This window comes from Sorangium sp. So ce1335, from assembly GCF_051521615.1.
In the GTDB taxonomy this organism is placed as follows: Bacteria; Myxococcota_A; Polyangia; order Polyangiales; family Polyangiaceae; genus Sorangium.
This window is the reverse complement of sequence record NZ_CP150363.1, coordinates 2988686-3003167: the sequence shown is the minus strand read 5'-3', so window position 1 is coordinate 3003167 and position 14482 is coordinate 2988686. Positions and strand designations below refer to the sequence as shown.

The window sequence follows — 14482 nt, the reverse complement described above, 5'->3', positions numbered from 1 at the left end:
CCAAGACCGGAGGGATGACGCCCCCCATACACCCGATCGGTCGGACGGCCAACAAATGCGTCTCATCGCAACGGGCGATGCGTCTCCGCGCCCTTGCGTTCACATCTCTTCCGGGGTCCCGGCGCGTTCGCACGGCGAGACAAGGCCGGGCGGCCGCGGGCCGCCTGCGGTCGCGAGCGTTCGTCGTGCGAGGTCAGCCGCGCTCGCGCTCGACCGGCGCGCTCTCCATGAGCCGAGCATGGCGAGCCCGCGCGCGCGCCCCACGGCACGCGCCCGGCCCGGCACGCGCTCGGGCTCGGCCTCGACCGTCGGGGGCGCCCCAGGCCGCGTCGGGCGGCGCCGCGCTTCCCCGCTCGCGCTCTGATCTGCGGTCCGGAGGGGTCCCGCACCCCCGCCTGCGCTCTGCGCTGCGCCCCGGGAGGGGTCCCGCACCCCCGCGAGCGCTGTGATTTGCGATCCGGAGGGGTCCGGACCCCCCTCGTGGCACAACGAGGAGCGCGTTCGCGGGGTCGATGGCACGGAATTCCGTCAAGGAACGCGTCTTTTGGCACAACTCGGCCGCCAGATTCGCTCCGCCGAGCGTCCTCGAGGGGTCCGGACCCCGGTGTGTCGCAATGCATTGCGTTTGTGCCGGTGCCGGACCCCCCCTCCGCTGGCACAGAAGGGCGCCGCGCTGGCACAGATCGTACGCTCCGCCCCCCGCCCGGCGCCGGCGATCTCGACCATGGCACAGATGCGCTGGCCACCCTCCGGCCGTTCGTCCTAGGGTGTGCACGCATGACGGCGGAGAAGACCGGTGGCCCTGGACGCGACGTGCTCACCCAGCGGGAGGCCGAGGAGCGCGCCGCGCGCATCGGCAGCGCGCGCTACGAGCTCTCGCTCGACCTGTCGCGCGGCGGCAGCGGCTACCGCGGCGAGGCCGTCGCCTACTTCGACGTCCGCGGCCACGGCGACACCTTCATCGACTTTCGCGGCCGGCACATCGAGCGGCTCGAGATCAACGGCGTCGAGGTCGAGCCCGAGTGGGCCGACTGCCGCATCCGCCTGCCGGGCAAGCTGCTCGACCCGGAGACGCGCGTGCGCGTCGTCTACGAGAACGACTACGACCATACAGGCGACGGCTTCCACCACTTCCGCGACCCGGAGGACGGCGAGGACTACCTCTACACAGACCTCGAGCCGTTCAGCGCCCACCGCCTCTTCCCCTGCTTCGACCAGCCCGACATCAAGGCGAGCTACCGGCTGTCCGTCACCGCCCCCGAGGACTGGGAGATCATCGGCAACGCCCGCGTCGCCCGCATCACCTCCGCCGGCCCGGGGCGCGCGAAGCGCGTGTTCGAGGAGACCACCCGGTTCAGCACCTACATCTTCGCGCTGATCGCCGGCCCGTACAGCGGCGTCCGCGACGAGCACCGCGGCACCCCGCTCGGCCTCTACTGCCGCAGGTCGCTCGCGAGGCACCTCGACCCCGACGAGCTCTTCACCATCACGAAGCAGGGCCTCGACTTCTACCCGGACTTCTTCGACTACCCCTACCCGTTCACGAAGTACGACCAGGTCTTCGTCCCGGAGTTCAACGCCGGGGCGATGGAGAACGCCGGCGCCGTCACCCACAGCGAGCGGATGATCTTCCGCGACCCGCCGACCGACCAGCAGCGCCTCACGCGCGCCGAGGTGTTCCTCCACGAGATGGCCCACATGTGGTTCGGCAACCTCGTGACCATGCGGTGGTGGAACGATCTGTGGCTCAACGAGAGCTTCGCCACGTACATGGCCTTCCTCGCCATGGAGCAGGCGACCCGGTTCAAGCCCGCCGCCTGGAAGGCGTTCAACGTCATCAAGAGCTGGGCCTACCGGCAGGACCAGCTCGTGACGACGCACCCCATCGCCGGGGAGCTCGCGGACACGGACCACACCTTCCTGAACTTCGACGGCATCACGTACGGCAAGGGCGCGGCCGCGATGAAGCAGCTCGTCGCGGCGATCGGCCTGCCCGCGTTCCGCGACGGGATGCGCCGGTACTTCAAGCGCTACCAGTACGGCAACGCGACCCTGCGCGAGTTCCTCTCCGCGCTGGAGGAGGGCTCCGGCCGCGACCTCGGCGAATGGTCGCGCGTCTGGCTGGAGCAGGCGTCGCTCAACACGCTGACGGCCGAGTGGGAGCCCGACGGCGACCGCATCGGCCGCCTGCGCGTCGTGCAGACGGCGCCCGAGGACTACCCGACCCTCAGGCCGCACCGCATCGACGTGGCGCTCGCGCGCGAGGAGGGCGGCGCGCTCGTCGTCGACTCGGTGCCCGCCGAGATCGACGGCGCGGCGACCGAGGTCGCGGCGGCGCGCGGGCAGCGGGCGCCGCTCCTCGTGTTCCCGAACCACAACGACCTCACGTTCGCGAAGATCGCGCTCGACCCGGGGTCGCTCGCGTTCGTGCGCGAGCACATGGGCCGCGTGGAGGACCCGCTCCTGCGCCAGCTCCTCTGGGCGTCGCTCTGGGGCATGGTGCGCGACCAGAAGCTCGCCTCCCCCGCCTACCTCGCGCTGGTCCGGGACAAGCTGCCCGCCGAGCCGGACCTCTCGCTCCTCGAGCCCGTGCTCTCGAACGCGGTGACGGCGCTCGCGCGCTACGTGCCCGACGCGATGCGCGAGGCCGAGGCGAGCGCGTTCACGGGCCTCGCGCTCTCGGCCCTGCGGGCGGCGCCGCGCGGCGACGCGCAGATCGTCTGGGCGCGGGCGCTGCTCAACGCGGCCTACTCCGCGCCGGATCTCGCCCTGGCCGCCCGCCTCGTGGACGGCGAGATCGCGGTCGAGGGGCTCGAGATCGACCAGGAGATGCGCTGGACCGTCGCCGTGAAGTGGGTCGCGCGCGGCCTCACGGGCGCGGCCGAGCGGCTCGCGGCCGAGCGCGGGCGCGACCCGTCCGACCGCGGCCAGCGCGCCGCGCTGCGCGCCGAGTCGGCGCGGCCGGATCCCGCGGCGAAGGCCGAGGCGTGGGAGCGCTTCCACGAGGGCGGGTACGGGTCGCTGCACATGACGAGCGCGGCGATGTCGGGCTTCAACTGGTCGTTCCAGCGCGCGCTGCTCGATCCCTACGTGGCGGCGTTCTTCGAGCGGGTGCAGCACGTGTTCGAGACGAGGACGCACGAGCTCGCGTCCGCGTATTTCACCCACCTGTTCCCCTCCTACCGCGTCGATCGCGACCTGCTCCGCCGCGTCGAGGCGCAGCTCGCGGCGCTTGTCGGGCCGGCCCCGGACGGCGCGCGGCCCAGGGCGCCGAAGCTGCCCATGCTGGTCCGGCTGCTCCGCGAGGCCGGCGACGACCTCGCGCGGGCGATCGCCTGCCGGGAGCTCGCGGAGTCGAGCGAGGTGCGCGGCGCGAGCGGCGCGGCCGGCGACGCGCCCGCGGGCGAGGCCCGGAGCGCGCGGACCTGAGCGGGGCGGCGGGGAGCGCGGCGCGAGGCGACGATGATCGTGCAGCTCGGCAAGGCGTCGCAGACGTGGACGCGGGCGGACCTCGAGGCGAAGCTCGAGGGCCACGCGCGCGTCCTCATCGACGTGGGCACGGGCGATGGGCGCTTCGTGTACCGCCAGGCCGGCGCGCACCCCGACACGTACTGCATCGGGGTGGACCCGGCGGGCGAGCGGATGCGCGAGGTGTCGTGGCGCGCGGGCCGCAAGGTCTCCCGGGGTGGGCGGCCGAACGCGCTCTTCGTCGTCGCGTCGGTGCAGGCGCTGCCGGACGAGCTCACCGGGCTCGCCCACACGCTCACCGTGAACTTCCCCTGGGCGTCGCTTCTCTCGGCGCTCGTGCTCCCGGAGCCTCCGGTGCTCGAGGCGCTGCGCCGCCTCGTCCGGCCCGGGGGTGAGCTCATCGCGCTGCTGAACCAGAGCGTCTTCGACGACCGGCCGTACGCGGCGCGGCTCGGGCTCCCCGAGCTGTCGGACGCGTGGGTGGAGGAGACGCTGCGCCCCGCCTACCGCGCCGCGGGGTTCGAGCTCCGGGCGAACGAGATCGTGGACGGGGACATGCCGCACCAGACGAGCTGGGGACAGCACCTGACGCTCGCGTCGGGCCGGCGGACGCGCCTGCTCACGGCCGACGCCATCGGCTGAGGGCGCGCGGGCGGCGCTGGTTCCCAGCAGTCCGGCCTGGGAGCGGGGGAGAGCTCAGCGCAAGGGCGCAAGGGCGCAGAAATAAAACGCTTGGAACCAGCAGAATTCGAACCGCCAAGACGCCAGGTTGTCGAGAGCTCTTCGGGCAACGCGCGCGCATCCACGACGACCATCGGGTCCGTTCCCACGTGACGCGCCCGTGGCGCTTGCCCCTCGCAGGAGAATATCAGTGCATCGCGGCCCTCCTCGCCACGGTGCTGCGTTGGCGTCGGCGACGTGATTGCAATCCTCGTTGCCTGAACGTGATGCAACGACGCGCCGGGCGTCCGCGGTGCGAAAGACCACCGCGCAGCAGCGCGCGCCGTTCGATACCGTGGCCGCGCCTCAGGGGGCTCGCTCGCCGAGCCGGCGCTCCCCATGGCGCGCATGGCGCCCTAAACTGCCCTGGGGCCAACGTCATGAGCTGGAGATCCGGAACCTCCATCGAGATTCACCGCTGCCGGTATTTTGTGATCTCCAGACACACGATGAACGGCAGGACGGCCGTCCGCAAGAGCGTCCTTCCAGGCCCATCGTCGACGCGAGCGACCGAGCTGCTGCGCGGCGAGCACGGCATCCTTCTCGCGCTCGACGTTCCCGGGGTCGTGCGTCCGCTCCGATGGGAGGATGAGGAGACGCCGACGCTCGTGCTGGAGGACGCGGGCCCCGAGGACCTCGAGCAGCGGCTCGACGCGGGCCCCCTGCGCGTCGACGCCTTCCTCGACATCGCTTCCGAGCTCGCGGACATCTGTGCCCGCATCCACGCAAAGAACGTCGTCCACCGAGCGATCGCGCCGTCTCGCGTGGTGCTCGGTCCGGGCGGGAGGGTCACGCTGATCCACTTCGTCGAGACGTCCGCGCGCACGAGCCTCGCCGGAGATTTCGATCTGGAGCAGACCCGCAAGCTCTCGTGGATCTCGCCGGAGCAGACGGGGCGGATGAACCGGTTCGTCGATTGGCGCTCGGACCTCTACGCGCTGGGAGCGACGTTCTATGCGGCGCTCACCGGCTCCCCCCCTTTCCGCTCCTCGGATCCGCTGGAGCTCGCGCACGCACACATCGCGCGAATGCCGGTGCCCGCGTCGATCGTGAATCCGCGCGTCCCACCGCTGCTCGCCGATCTCGTGCAGAAGCTCCTCGCCAAGACGCCGGAGCAGCGATACCAGAGCGCCGAAGCCGTCTCCGCCGACCTCCAGCAGGCGCGGCGGCAATGGCTCGCGTCCCGCACGATCGAGCCGTTCGAGCTGGGCCGGCTCGATCTGGGCAAGGAGCTGCCGCTCGCGAAGCGCCTGTATGGCCGCGAGCGCGAGCGCGCCGTGCTGCGAGACGCCCTCGCCCGCGTCTCGACCGATGGGACCGAGCTCATGCTCGTCGCGGGAGATGCCGGCGTCGGAAAGACCACCCTCGTCGACGCGATGCGCGACGCGGTGCTCGCGCGAGGCGGCTGGTTCGCCTCCGGCAAGTGCGACCTGCGCGCGGCGAACGTGCCCTATGCGCCGGTATCGGAGGCGCTCCGCGCCCTCGCGCGCGCGGTCCTCTCCGAGCCCGACGCGCCGCGAGCGCAGGAGCTTCGGCGCCTCCGGGAGGCCGTCGGAGCCAACGGTCGCGTGCTCGCAGCGCTCATCCCGGAGCTCCGGGAAGTCATCGGTGATCTGCCTGAGGTGCCCGCGCTCGCCCCGATGGAGGCGGAGAACCGCTTCCACCTCGCGCTCCAGACCTTCGTGCGCGGCGTCGCCGCGCTCCGGCCCCTCGTGTTGTTCCTCGACGACCTGCAGTGGGCGGACGCGGCCTCGCTCCGGGTCCTGCGCGCCCTCGCCACGGACGCCGAGAGAGCGCGCGTGCTCCTGCTCGGCGCGTTCCGGCCGCGGGCCGTCGGCCCCGATCACCCCCTCGCGCGAGCGCTGGACGAGCTCCGGATGGCGGGCGCTGTCGTCACGCGCCTGGACCTCGGCCCGCTCGGCATCGATGCGCTCGTCGCGCTCCTCGCCGACCTCCTCCGCTGCAGGCCCGATCGCGCGAGCCCGCTCGCAGCGCTCGTCCTCGCGAAGACCGGGGGCAATCCGTACTTCGTCTGCGCGCTGCTCCGCTCGCTGCACCGCGACGGCCTCCTCGCCTTCGACAGCGCGCGAGGGACGTGGACCTGGAACCTGCGCCGGATCGAGCGGGTCGGAATCACCGAGAACGTGATCGAGCTGACGACGACAGCCATCCGCAGGCTGTCCGAGCACGCGCAACAGCTCCTCCAGCTCGCGGCATGCATTGGCAAGCACGTGGATCTGCGAACCCTCGCGGCCCTCTGGGGCAAGTCCATCGACGAGACGACCGCCTCGCTGGACGAGGCGATACGCGAGGGGCTGCTCGTCCCCGAAGACGAGCACGGGTCGAAGGACGCGGGGCTCCGCGCGCGGTTCGTCCACGATCGCGTCCAGCAGGCGGCCTACGCGCTGCTGCTCGAGGAGCAGCAGAAGAAGCTCCATTTGCAGCTCGGACGCAGGCTCCTGGAGCTCTTTCAGGGCGACGAGCTCGAAGAGAGGCTGTTCGACGTCGTGGACCAGCTCGATCTGGGCCGAGACCTGCTCGCGGGGGTCGAGCGGGTCGAGCTCGCGAGCTTGAACCGCCGCGCTGGGGTCAAGGCGCGGCGCGCCGCGGCGTTCGAGCCCGCGCTCGCGTACTTTCGGGCCGGGCTCGGGTTGCTGCCGGACGGCGCGTGGCGCTCGCATCACGAGCTTTGCTTTGCCCTCCACTGCGCCGCGGCGGAATGCGCCTCGCTGACGGGCGACCATGCGCTGTGCAGGGCGCTCGTCGAGGAGGGGCTCGCCCACGCCGCCTCCCTGCTCGACGAGGTGAACCTCCAGGAAATTCGTATCGCGAGCGCGACGACCACGGGCGAATACAAGACAGCGCTCGAGTGGGGAAGGGCGGCTTTGCAGGCGGTCGGCATCGAGCTGCCGCGGGAGGATCTCGGCCGCGCCGTTGCATCGGAGCGGCAGACGATCCGGGCCCTGCTCGGGGATCGCTCCCCGGCGGTGCTCGCCGGCGCTCCGCACGCCAAGAGCACCGACGAAGACGCCTCCCAGCGGATCCTATCGGCCATGCTGCCGCCCGCCTGGTTCGCCGATCGCGCTCTCTTCGTGCTGGTCGCGGCCACCGGGGTCCGCTGCGCGCTCGAGCGCGGCCAGGGCGCCTATCCCATGGCGTACAGCTGCTATTCCATGTTCCTCGCCTCCGTCGGCGAATTCGCGGAGGCCGAGCGACTCAGCCGCGTCGCCCTGGAGCTGGCCGAGAGATCCGGGGACGCCGCGCGGCAGGTCGAAGCTTCCCACTGCCACAACGCCTTCGTTCGTCCCTGGCTGCAACCCTTCGCCTCCTGCGCGACAGCGAGCTACAACGACTTCACGCTGGGGCGGCAATCGGGCCAGTTCCGCATGGCCGCCTACGCCAGCAGGGCGGTGGTCGTCTATTCGTTCGCAGCGGGGATAGAGCTTGACCGGGTGCTGGCCCAGCTGGACGACGGTCTGTCATTCTGCCGGAGGGCCGGCAATCAGGGCATGGCTCTCTGCCACCTCGCCTACCGGCAGGCGATTTGCTGCCTGAGGGGGGCGACGCACGGACGCAACACCTTCGACGACGGCGAGTTCGACGAGGCGACGTTCCTCGCTTCTGTCTCGAACGAGCCGACGGTGTCGTGCCTGTATTGCATCCTGCGCCTCGAGACCTCGTACCTGTTCGGCGAGATCGGGGCGGCTCGGAGGTGGTCCGATGCCGCGCTCGTCCACATCGACCTTCTGGGCGGATTTGGCCCCGTGGCGGAGCACGCGCTGTTCACCGCGCTCACCCTGCTGTCGCTCCATGACGGGGCCACGGCCACGGAGCGGACCGCGCTCTCGGCGCGCGTCGCCGGCTTGCAGGATCAGATGCGACGGTGGGAAGAGAGCTGCGCCGAGAACTTCCGCCACAAACGCCTCATCGTGGACGCGGAGATCGCGCGCGTGGAGGGGCGTTTCCTCGCTTCCGCCGAGCTCTACGACCAGGCCGTCGAGGAGGCGGCGAGGGCGGGATTTCTGCAATATACGGCGCTGGCGAGCGAGCGCGGCGGGCGCCTGCTCCGCGCGTTCGGCCGGAGCCGCGTCGCGAACGCCATGTATTTGCGCCCAGCTGTGCAGGCCTGGGCGCGGTGGGGAGCTCTGGAGAAGGCGCGCGCGCTCGAGCAGGAGTTCGCCCTCGACAGGGCGACCGCGGCCTCCAGCGTCGCCGACGAGCCCTCCCCCGGGCAGATGCTCGACGCGCTCAGCCTGCTCAAGGCGGCGGAGGCCATCACGAGCGAGATCGTGCTCGAGCGCCTGCTCGGAAAGCTGATGGAGACATGCATCCAGGCGGCCGGCGCCGAGCGGGGCGTGCTCGTCTTCGAGGAAGAGGGCGCTCCCTTCGTCCGGGCGAGCGGGCGAGCGGCCAGGCCGACATCCATCGAGCGGACGCCGCTCGATGGCGCGCAGCAGGTCCCGCGGGAGATCATCGAGCACGTGCGCAGGACCCGGAAGGTCCTCGTGCTGGACGACGCATCCATGGACGGAGGAGCGTTCGCGTCCGACCCCTACCTGGCCGATGGAAACGTGAAGTCGCTCCTCGTGCTCCCCATCCAGCGGAAGGAGTCGCTGCTCGGCACCTTCCTCTTCGAGAACGACCTGACGACCCACGCCTTCACGAAGGAGCGCGTGCGGGTGCTGGAGGTCTTGTCGGCCCAGATCGCCATTGCGATCGAGAACAGCCTCCTCTTCGAGAAGCTCAGGGTGGAGGTCGACGAGCGGACGCGCGCGGAGCAGGCCGTGCGCTTCCTGGCCAGCGCGAGCGAGGCGCTCGCCGCGTCGCTCGACTATCCGACGACCCTGCGGAGCGTCGCGTCGCTCGTCGTCCCCACGCTCGCCACGTGGTGCTTCATCGACGTCATCGAGGAGGACGGGCAGATCCGACGCGTGGCCAAGAAGCACGCCGACCCGGCGAAGGAGATGGCGATCCGCGCGCTGGAGGAGCGGTATCCGCCCGACTGGACCTCGCCCCACCCGTCGACCGGCGTGCTCACCTCCGGCGTGCCGATCGTGCTGCCGGAGCTCACGGAGGCCCTCGTGCGATCGCGTACCCGGGACGACGAGCACGCGAGGCTCCTCTGCGAGATCGGGGTGCACAGCGCCATGGTCGTGCCGCTCGTCGCTCGGGGAAGGACGCTCGGGGCCATCACCCTGGTCACCGCGGACCCGGCACGATCGTACGGACCTTCGGATCTGGCCGTTGCCGAGGAGCTGGCGCGTCGAGCCGCGATGGCGGTCGACAACGCCCGTCTCTACCGCGACGCCCAGGAGGGGGTGCGCGTCCGCGAGGAGTTCATCACCGTCGCCTCCCACGAGCTGAGGACCCCGATCGCCACGATGAGGCTCGCCATTCAGGGGCTGTTGCGCCGGAAGCGGGAGCCGGCGGCCGAGGAGCAGATCACGCGAGCCTTGCGGACCACGGAGCGGCAGATCGAGCGGCTCCTGCGCCTCATCGACGAGCTGCTCGACGTCTCCCGGATCGGTGCCGGTCGGATCCCTCTCCACCTCGAGCAGGTCGACCTCGCCGCGGTGGTGCGCGACGCCGTCGAGCAGCTCCGCGAGCGCATCGCGCAATCCCGCTCGTCGCTCCGCGTGCGTGCCGAGGAGCCCGTCGTCGGGATGTGGGATCGGTTCAGGCTGGAGCAGGTGATAACGAACCTCCTCGACAATGCCCTCAAGTTCGGCGCCGGCGAGCCCATCTCGATCACCGTTGCACGGAGGAACGGCATGGCGCAGCTCACGGTGGAGGACCGTGGCATCGGGATCCCGCCCGAGCGGCTCGCCCGCGTGTTCGAGCGCTTCGAGCGCGCAGTGTCGACGCGCAACTATGGAGGATTCGGGATCGGCCTCTACATCGTTCGAAGGATCGTGGAGGGGCTCGGCGGCGCGGTTCGCGTCGACAGCACGTTGGGCGCGGGATCGAGGTTCTCCGTCGATCTGCCCTGCGCGGGGCCGCCCGATCCGGGCGCGCGCGCGGCTGTCTTCGAGTAGGATGCGCGCGACCTCGAGGCCTCGATCCACGGGATCAGGCCGTCGCGAGCATGGCGGTGCTCGGCGCCTCCCGCGTCGGCGTGGTGGTGCGGTACTTGCCGCGGACAGCGCCACAGAGGGTCGAACCGCCAAGACGCCAAGGTCTCGTCTTCTTCTTGGCGTCCTTGGCGCCGTGGCGGTTCATTTCTCGCTCGATCGATGTATTCTGTGTTCTAGGCCGGTGCCGCTTCGGCCGGCTCGACGCGGACCGGGACGCCGTTCAGCGCGGCGGTGCCCGAGAGCGCGTCGATCGCGAGGTGGTCGGTCAGGTCGTTGACGCTCGCGCCCGCGTGCTGCCTCGCCGTGCCGAGCTGCACGCCGTCGCGGCCGTGGCCCCAGCCGTGCGGGACGCTGACGACGCCGGGCATCACCGCGTCCGTCAGCTCGACCTCGAGCTCGATGCTCCCGACCCGCGAAGAGACGCGCACCCGCTGCGCGCCCGCGATGCCGCGGCGGGCGGCGTCCTCCGGGTGCATGAGCAGCGTGCACCGGTTGCGCCCCTTCACGAGGCGATGGCTGTTGTGCAGCCACGAGTTGTTGCTCCGGAGCTGCCGCCTGCCGATGAGCTGGAGGTCGTACGCCGCCCCGGCGCGCTCCGCCGCCGCCCCCGCCCCGCCCTCCTCGCCGCCAGGCGCCCCGGCCCCCTCGCGGCCGAGCGCCCCGCCCTGCCAGCGCCCGAGCGCCGCCCGCGCGCGGTCCAGATCGGCGACGAGCACCTCCGGCGCGAGCTCGATCCGGCCGGACGGCGTGAACAGCCGCTCCGGCAGGCAGGGCTTCAGCGGCCCGAGATCCACGCCGTGCACCTCGCGCTCGAGCTTGCGCAGCGACAGGCCGCCGGACAGCGGGTTCATGCGGTCGCCGTGAGGCCCGAAGCGGAGCGCCGCGTCGAGCAGCCGCGTCGGCGGGAGCACCCGCGACAGCGCGCGCGCCGCGCGGCCCGCGAGCCCCGCCGCCCGCCCGGGCGCCGCGAGCCGCGCCGCGAGCTCGACCAGGATCTGCCAGTCGTGGCGCGCGTCGTCCGCCGGGGCGAACAGCGCGGGCGCGTACTTGGCGGTGTTCCGGATCGCGAACACGTGGAACGCCAGGTCGTAATGGTCGCGCTCCAGCGGGCCCGCCGGCGGCAAGATCACGTGCGCGTGCCGGGTCGTCTCGTTGATGTAGAAATCGACGCAGGCAACGAAATCGAGGCTCGCCAGCGCCCGATCGACAGCGCGGCCGTTCGGGGTCGACAGCACCGGGTTGCCCGCCATCGTGAGCAGCGCCCGGATCTGCCCCGGCCCCTCCGTGAGGATCTCCTCGGCCAGCGCGGCCACAGGGTACTCCCCGGCGAACGCGGGCAGCCCGCGCACGCGGGTGCGGCTCCGGCCGAAATCGCCCCGCTGGCCGAGCAGGCCCTGGATCGCGACGGCGTCGACGGCCGGACGGGCGAACATCGCCCCGCCCGGGCGATCCAGGTTGCCCGTGACCGCGTTGAGCACCGCGACGAGCCACGTGGTCAGCGCGCCGAACTCCTGGAGACAGGCGCCGATGCGGCCATGGCAGACGGCCGAGGGCGCGGCGGCGAAGGCGCGCGCGAGCGCGCGGATCTCCGCCGCCTCGATGCCGACCGCGGGGGCCACGCGCTCGGGCGTGAACTCGCAGGCGATGCGCTCTATCTCATCGATTCCATTGATGAAACTACCGAGGTGCCCCGGCGCCGCGAGGCGCTCGGCGAACAGCGTCGAGAGCATCCCGAGCACGAGGAAGACGTCGGTCCCGGGCCGGATGAAGTGGTGGCGATCGGCGATCTCCGCGGTCTCGGTGCGCCTCGGGTCGACGACGACGACCGTGCCGCCCCGCGCGCGGATCGCCTCGATCCGCCGCGGCATGCCGGGGGCCGACATCATGCTGCCGTTCGACACGACCGGGTTGGCCCCGAGGACGAGCAGGAACGAGGTGCGGTCGAGGTCGGGCACCGGGATGAGGAGCTGGTGCCCGAAGAGGAGCGTCCCGATGAGGTGGTGCGGGAGCTGATCGACCGAGCTCGAGGAGAAGCAATTCCGCGTGCGGAGCGCCTCCAGGAACGGGATGAGGTAGAGGAGCGACGCGTAGTTGTGCGCCCTGGGATTGCCCAGGTAGACAGCGACCGCGTCCCGGCCGTGGCGCGCCTGCGTCTCCCGGAGCCGCCCGGCGACCTCGTCGAGCGCCTCGTCCCACGAGACGCGCTGGAACCCGGCGGCGGTTCGACGGACGGGGTGCCGAAGGCGGTCGCGGTCCTCGTGGAGATCCTGGAGCGCGAGCGCCTTCGGGCAGATGTACCCGCGGCTGAACGGGTCGCGCCGATCGCCGCGGATCGAGGCGATGCGGTCGCCTTCGACCTCGATCGCTATCCCGCACATCGCCTCGCAGAGGTTGCAGGTGCGGTGGTGCGTGCGCGTGGTCCCCTGGCCCGGCGTGGCGCTCGGCATGGCGGCCGAGCTTATCAGCGCACCCCGGGCGCCGGGGCCCACGAACGGCTACGCCCGGACCCCGTGGGCCGCCTCCCGCTGCTCGGTCACCCGGCGGACGGTCTGCGCGGTGTTCCTGTCGTCCTCGCGCTGCGCGATGTCCGACAGGCTGATGACGCCCACGAGCCGGCCGTCCGCCTCGGTGCACAGGACGCGCGACTTGTGGTGCTGCCCCATGAGCTGCTCCGCGCGCAGCACGTCGTCGTCGGGCCGGCACGCGACGACCTGGCGCGTCATCACGTCGCCCGCCCTCGTGCTCAGCGGGCGGTTGTCGGCCAGCACCCGGATGGCGAGGTCGCGGTCGGTCAGCGTCCCGAGCACCCGGTACGCGGCGTCGCAGACAGGGAGGAACCCGACGTTGGCGTCGCGCATCTTGCGCGCGGCCGTACGGATCGTGTCGTCGGCCATGATGCACTGGACTTCTCTCGTCATGATCTCCCGGCACAGCATGCTTGCCTCCTCAGCTTCCCTGGCGGCCCACGCTCGCGTCGCCGCCCACGGGTGGACCTTGGGAGAGCCGACGCCGGCAGACGAGGAGCAGCGAGATGAATGCGGCGTCGGGCGCCGCTGGACAGACATTCCCAGACCCACCACATCATGCCGGTCGTGCAGGCTCCAGCCGGCGGGCGCGCCGGAGAGCACGACGGCAGCGCGGCGCAGCGCCGCGCGGTGCACCCTGGGGCGCGAGGGACCATGTCGCAGCGGATCACGAGGGCGGTCATCCGCCGGGCAGCGCCGGAGGACGCGGGCGCCATCGCGCGCGTCGAGGTCGACTCCTGGCGGGCGGCCTACCTCGGCCTCGTGCCGGCGTCCGATCTGAACGCCCTCTCCACGCAGGCGCGCGCGGCGAGCTGGCGGCGCATCCTGAGCCACGCCGCCGCGACGGGCACGCGCGCCTGGACCCTCCACGCCGAGGACGCCGTGCTCGGCTTCGCGAGCGCCGGGCCGACGCGCGACGAGGACGACGACCCGACCGAGGTCGGCGAGCTGTACACGATCTACCTGCTGCCCGCCGCGTGGGGCCGCGGGCTCGGCGCCGCGCTGCTCGACACAGCGCAGGCCGATCTCGCGCGGCGCCGCCACCGGGTCATGACGATCTGGGTCCTCGAAGGGAACACCCGGGCGCGCCGCTTCTACGAGCTCTCCGGCTTCGGCCGCGACGGCGCGCGGCGGCCGACGCGCGTCGGCGCGGGGAGCCTCCCGGAGGTCCGCTACCGCAGGGCGCTGTAGCGCGCCGGCGGCCCGCCCCGGCAGCGCCCCGGCTCAGCGTGCAGCCTGGACCTCGGCGGCCGAGCCGAAGCGAACGACGATGCTGCTGTAGCCGCCCCGCGGGTCGTACTCGGACGAGATCTTCCCCCACGGGTACTCGTACGGCGGCGCGCCGAGGATCGATTCGAGCCACGCATCGTGGCTCTTCTTGCGCTCCGCCTCCTCCTTTTCGGACCAGTCGTTCCAGAACGCCTTCGACTCGGCGCCCACCTCGAAGAGCTCGACCGACGCGAGCTTGCCGCTGCAGAAGTGCAGCGTCATCCGGAAGGTCCGGAAGCCGATGCGCTGGCGCGACGTCCGGTATCCGCTCCACGGCTGCGTCTGGCTCAGGGCGTTGGCCATCCGCGCCAGCGGCGACGAAAGGAACTGCGCTTCCGAATACGAGGGGCCGATACGAACCCCGGTTGAGAGCTCGATCTCGCCCGTCTGTCGATGGATCATCCAAGCCTCCGGCCGGTCGCAGCA

Annotated in this window: 8 protein-coding genes; 4 read left to right on the top strand and 4 right to left on the bottom strand. The window is 71.9% G+C overall.

Annotated features, from left to right (window positions below):
• Positions 1–777: 777 nt before the first annotated feature.
• The 3 genes from pepN to WMF24_RS11170 all read left to right on the top strand — a co-directional run bounded on the left by pepN (position 778) and on the right by WMF24_RS11170 (position 10223).
• A complete protein-coding gene (pepN, locus tag WMF24_RS11180; protein ID WP_437736375.1) occupies positions 778–3429 on the top strand; it encodes an aminopeptidase N in 2652 nt (883 codons plus the stop codon).
• 33 nt (positions 3430–3462) lie between these two features.
• The gene (locus WMF24_RS11175) at positions 3463–4110 is read left to right on the top strand and encodes a class I SAM-dependent methyltransferase (protein ID WP_437736374.1); all 648 of its coding nucleotides are present in this window, start codon (positions 3463–3465) and stop codon (positions 4108–4110) included.
• A 305-nt stretch (positions 4111–4415) separates the two neighbouring features.
• Positions 4416–10223 carry a sensor histidine kinase gene (locus WMF24_RS11170; RefSeq protein WP_437736373.1) on the top strand — a complete coding sequence of 1936 codons (5808 nt, stop codon included), beginning with the start codon at positions 4416–4418 and terminating at the stop codon, positions 10221–10223.
• Between the two features lie 34 nt (positions 10224–10257).
• Here WMF24_RS11170 and WMF24_RS11165 read toward each other — a convergent pair whose 3' ends face one another.
• The 3 genes from WMF24_RS11165 to WMF24_RS11155 are packed head-to-tail and all read right to left on the bottom strand — an operon-like array spanning position 10258 to position 13180.
• Positions 10258–10407 (bottom strand): hypothetical protein, encoded by a 150-nt coding sequence (locus WMF24_RS11165; RefSeq protein WP_437736372.1) that lies wholly within the window; start codon positions 10405–10407, stop codon positions 10258–10260.
• A 28-nt stretch (positions 10408–10435) separates the two neighbouring features.
• Positions 10436–12709, bottom strand: coding sequence for a molybdopterin oxidoreductase family protein (locus WMF24_RS11160; RefSeq protein WP_437736371.1), 2274 nt, complete (start codon positions 12707–12709; stop codon positions 10436–10438).
• A 48-nt stretch (positions 12710–12757) separates the two neighbouring features.
• Positions 12758–13180: a CBS domain-containing protein gene (locus WMF24_RS11155; protein ID WP_437736370.1), complete on the bottom strand. Its 423-nt coding sequence runs from the start codon at positions 13178–13180 to the stop codon at positions 12758–12760.
• Between the two features lie 261 nt (positions 13181–13441).
• On the opposite strand from WMF24_RS11155, the gene WMF24_RS11150 reads away from it, so the two are divergent.
• Positions 13442–13978 (top strand): N-acetyltransferase family protein, encoded by a 537-nt coding sequence (locus tag WMF24_RS11150; RefSeq protein WP_437736369.1) that lies wholly within the window; start codon positions 13442–13444, stop codon positions 13976–13978.
• A 33-nt stretch (positions 13979–14011) separates the two neighbouring features.
• Here WMF24_RS11150 and WMF24_RS11145 read toward each other — a convergent pair whose 3' ends face one another.
• Positions 14012–14458 (bottom strand): hypothetical protein, encoded by a 447-nt coding sequence (locus WMF24_RS11145; RefSeq protein WP_437736368.1) that lies wholly within the window; start codon positions 14456–14458, stop codon positions 14012–14014.
• Between the last annotated feature and the right edge of the window lie 24 nt (positions 14459–14482).

What these genes read in the sequence shown, in the direction of transcription:
- pepN (WP_437736375.1), top strand. Translation starts at nt 778, where the DNA reads ATGACGGCGGAGAAGACCGGTGGCCCTGGACGCGACGTGCTCACCCAG.
- WMF24_RS11175 (WP_437736374.1), top strand. Translation starts at nt 3,463, where the DNA reads ATGATCGTGCAGCTCGGCAAGGCGTCGCAGACGTGGACGCGGGCGGAC.
- WMF24_RS11170 (WP_437736373.1), top strand. Translation starts at nt 4,416, where the DNA reads ATGCAACGACGCGCCGGGCGTCCGCGGTGCGAAAGACCACCGCGCAGC.
- WMF24_RS11165 (WP_437736372.1), bottom strand. Translation starts at nt 10,407, where the DNA reads ATGAACCGCCACGGCGCCAAGGACGCCAAGAAGAAGACGAGACCTTGG.
- WMF24_RS11160 (WP_437736371.1), bottom strand. Translation starts at nt 12,709, where the DNA reads ATGCCGAGCGCCACGCCGGGCCAGGGGACCACGCGCACGCACCACCGC.
- WMF24_RS11155 (WP_437736370.1), bottom strand. Translation starts at nt 13,180, where the DNA reads ATGACGAGAGAAGTCCAGTGCATCATGGCCGACGACACGATCCGTACG.
- WMF24_RS11150 (WP_437736369.1), top strand. Translation starts at nt 13,442, where the DNA reads ATGTCGCAGCGGATCACGAGGGCGGTCATCCGCCGGGCAGCGCCGGAG.
- WMF24_RS11145 (WP_437736368.1), bottom strand. Translation starts at nt 14,458, where the DNA reads ATGATCCATCGACAGACGGGCGAGATCGAGCTCTCAACCGGGGTTCGT.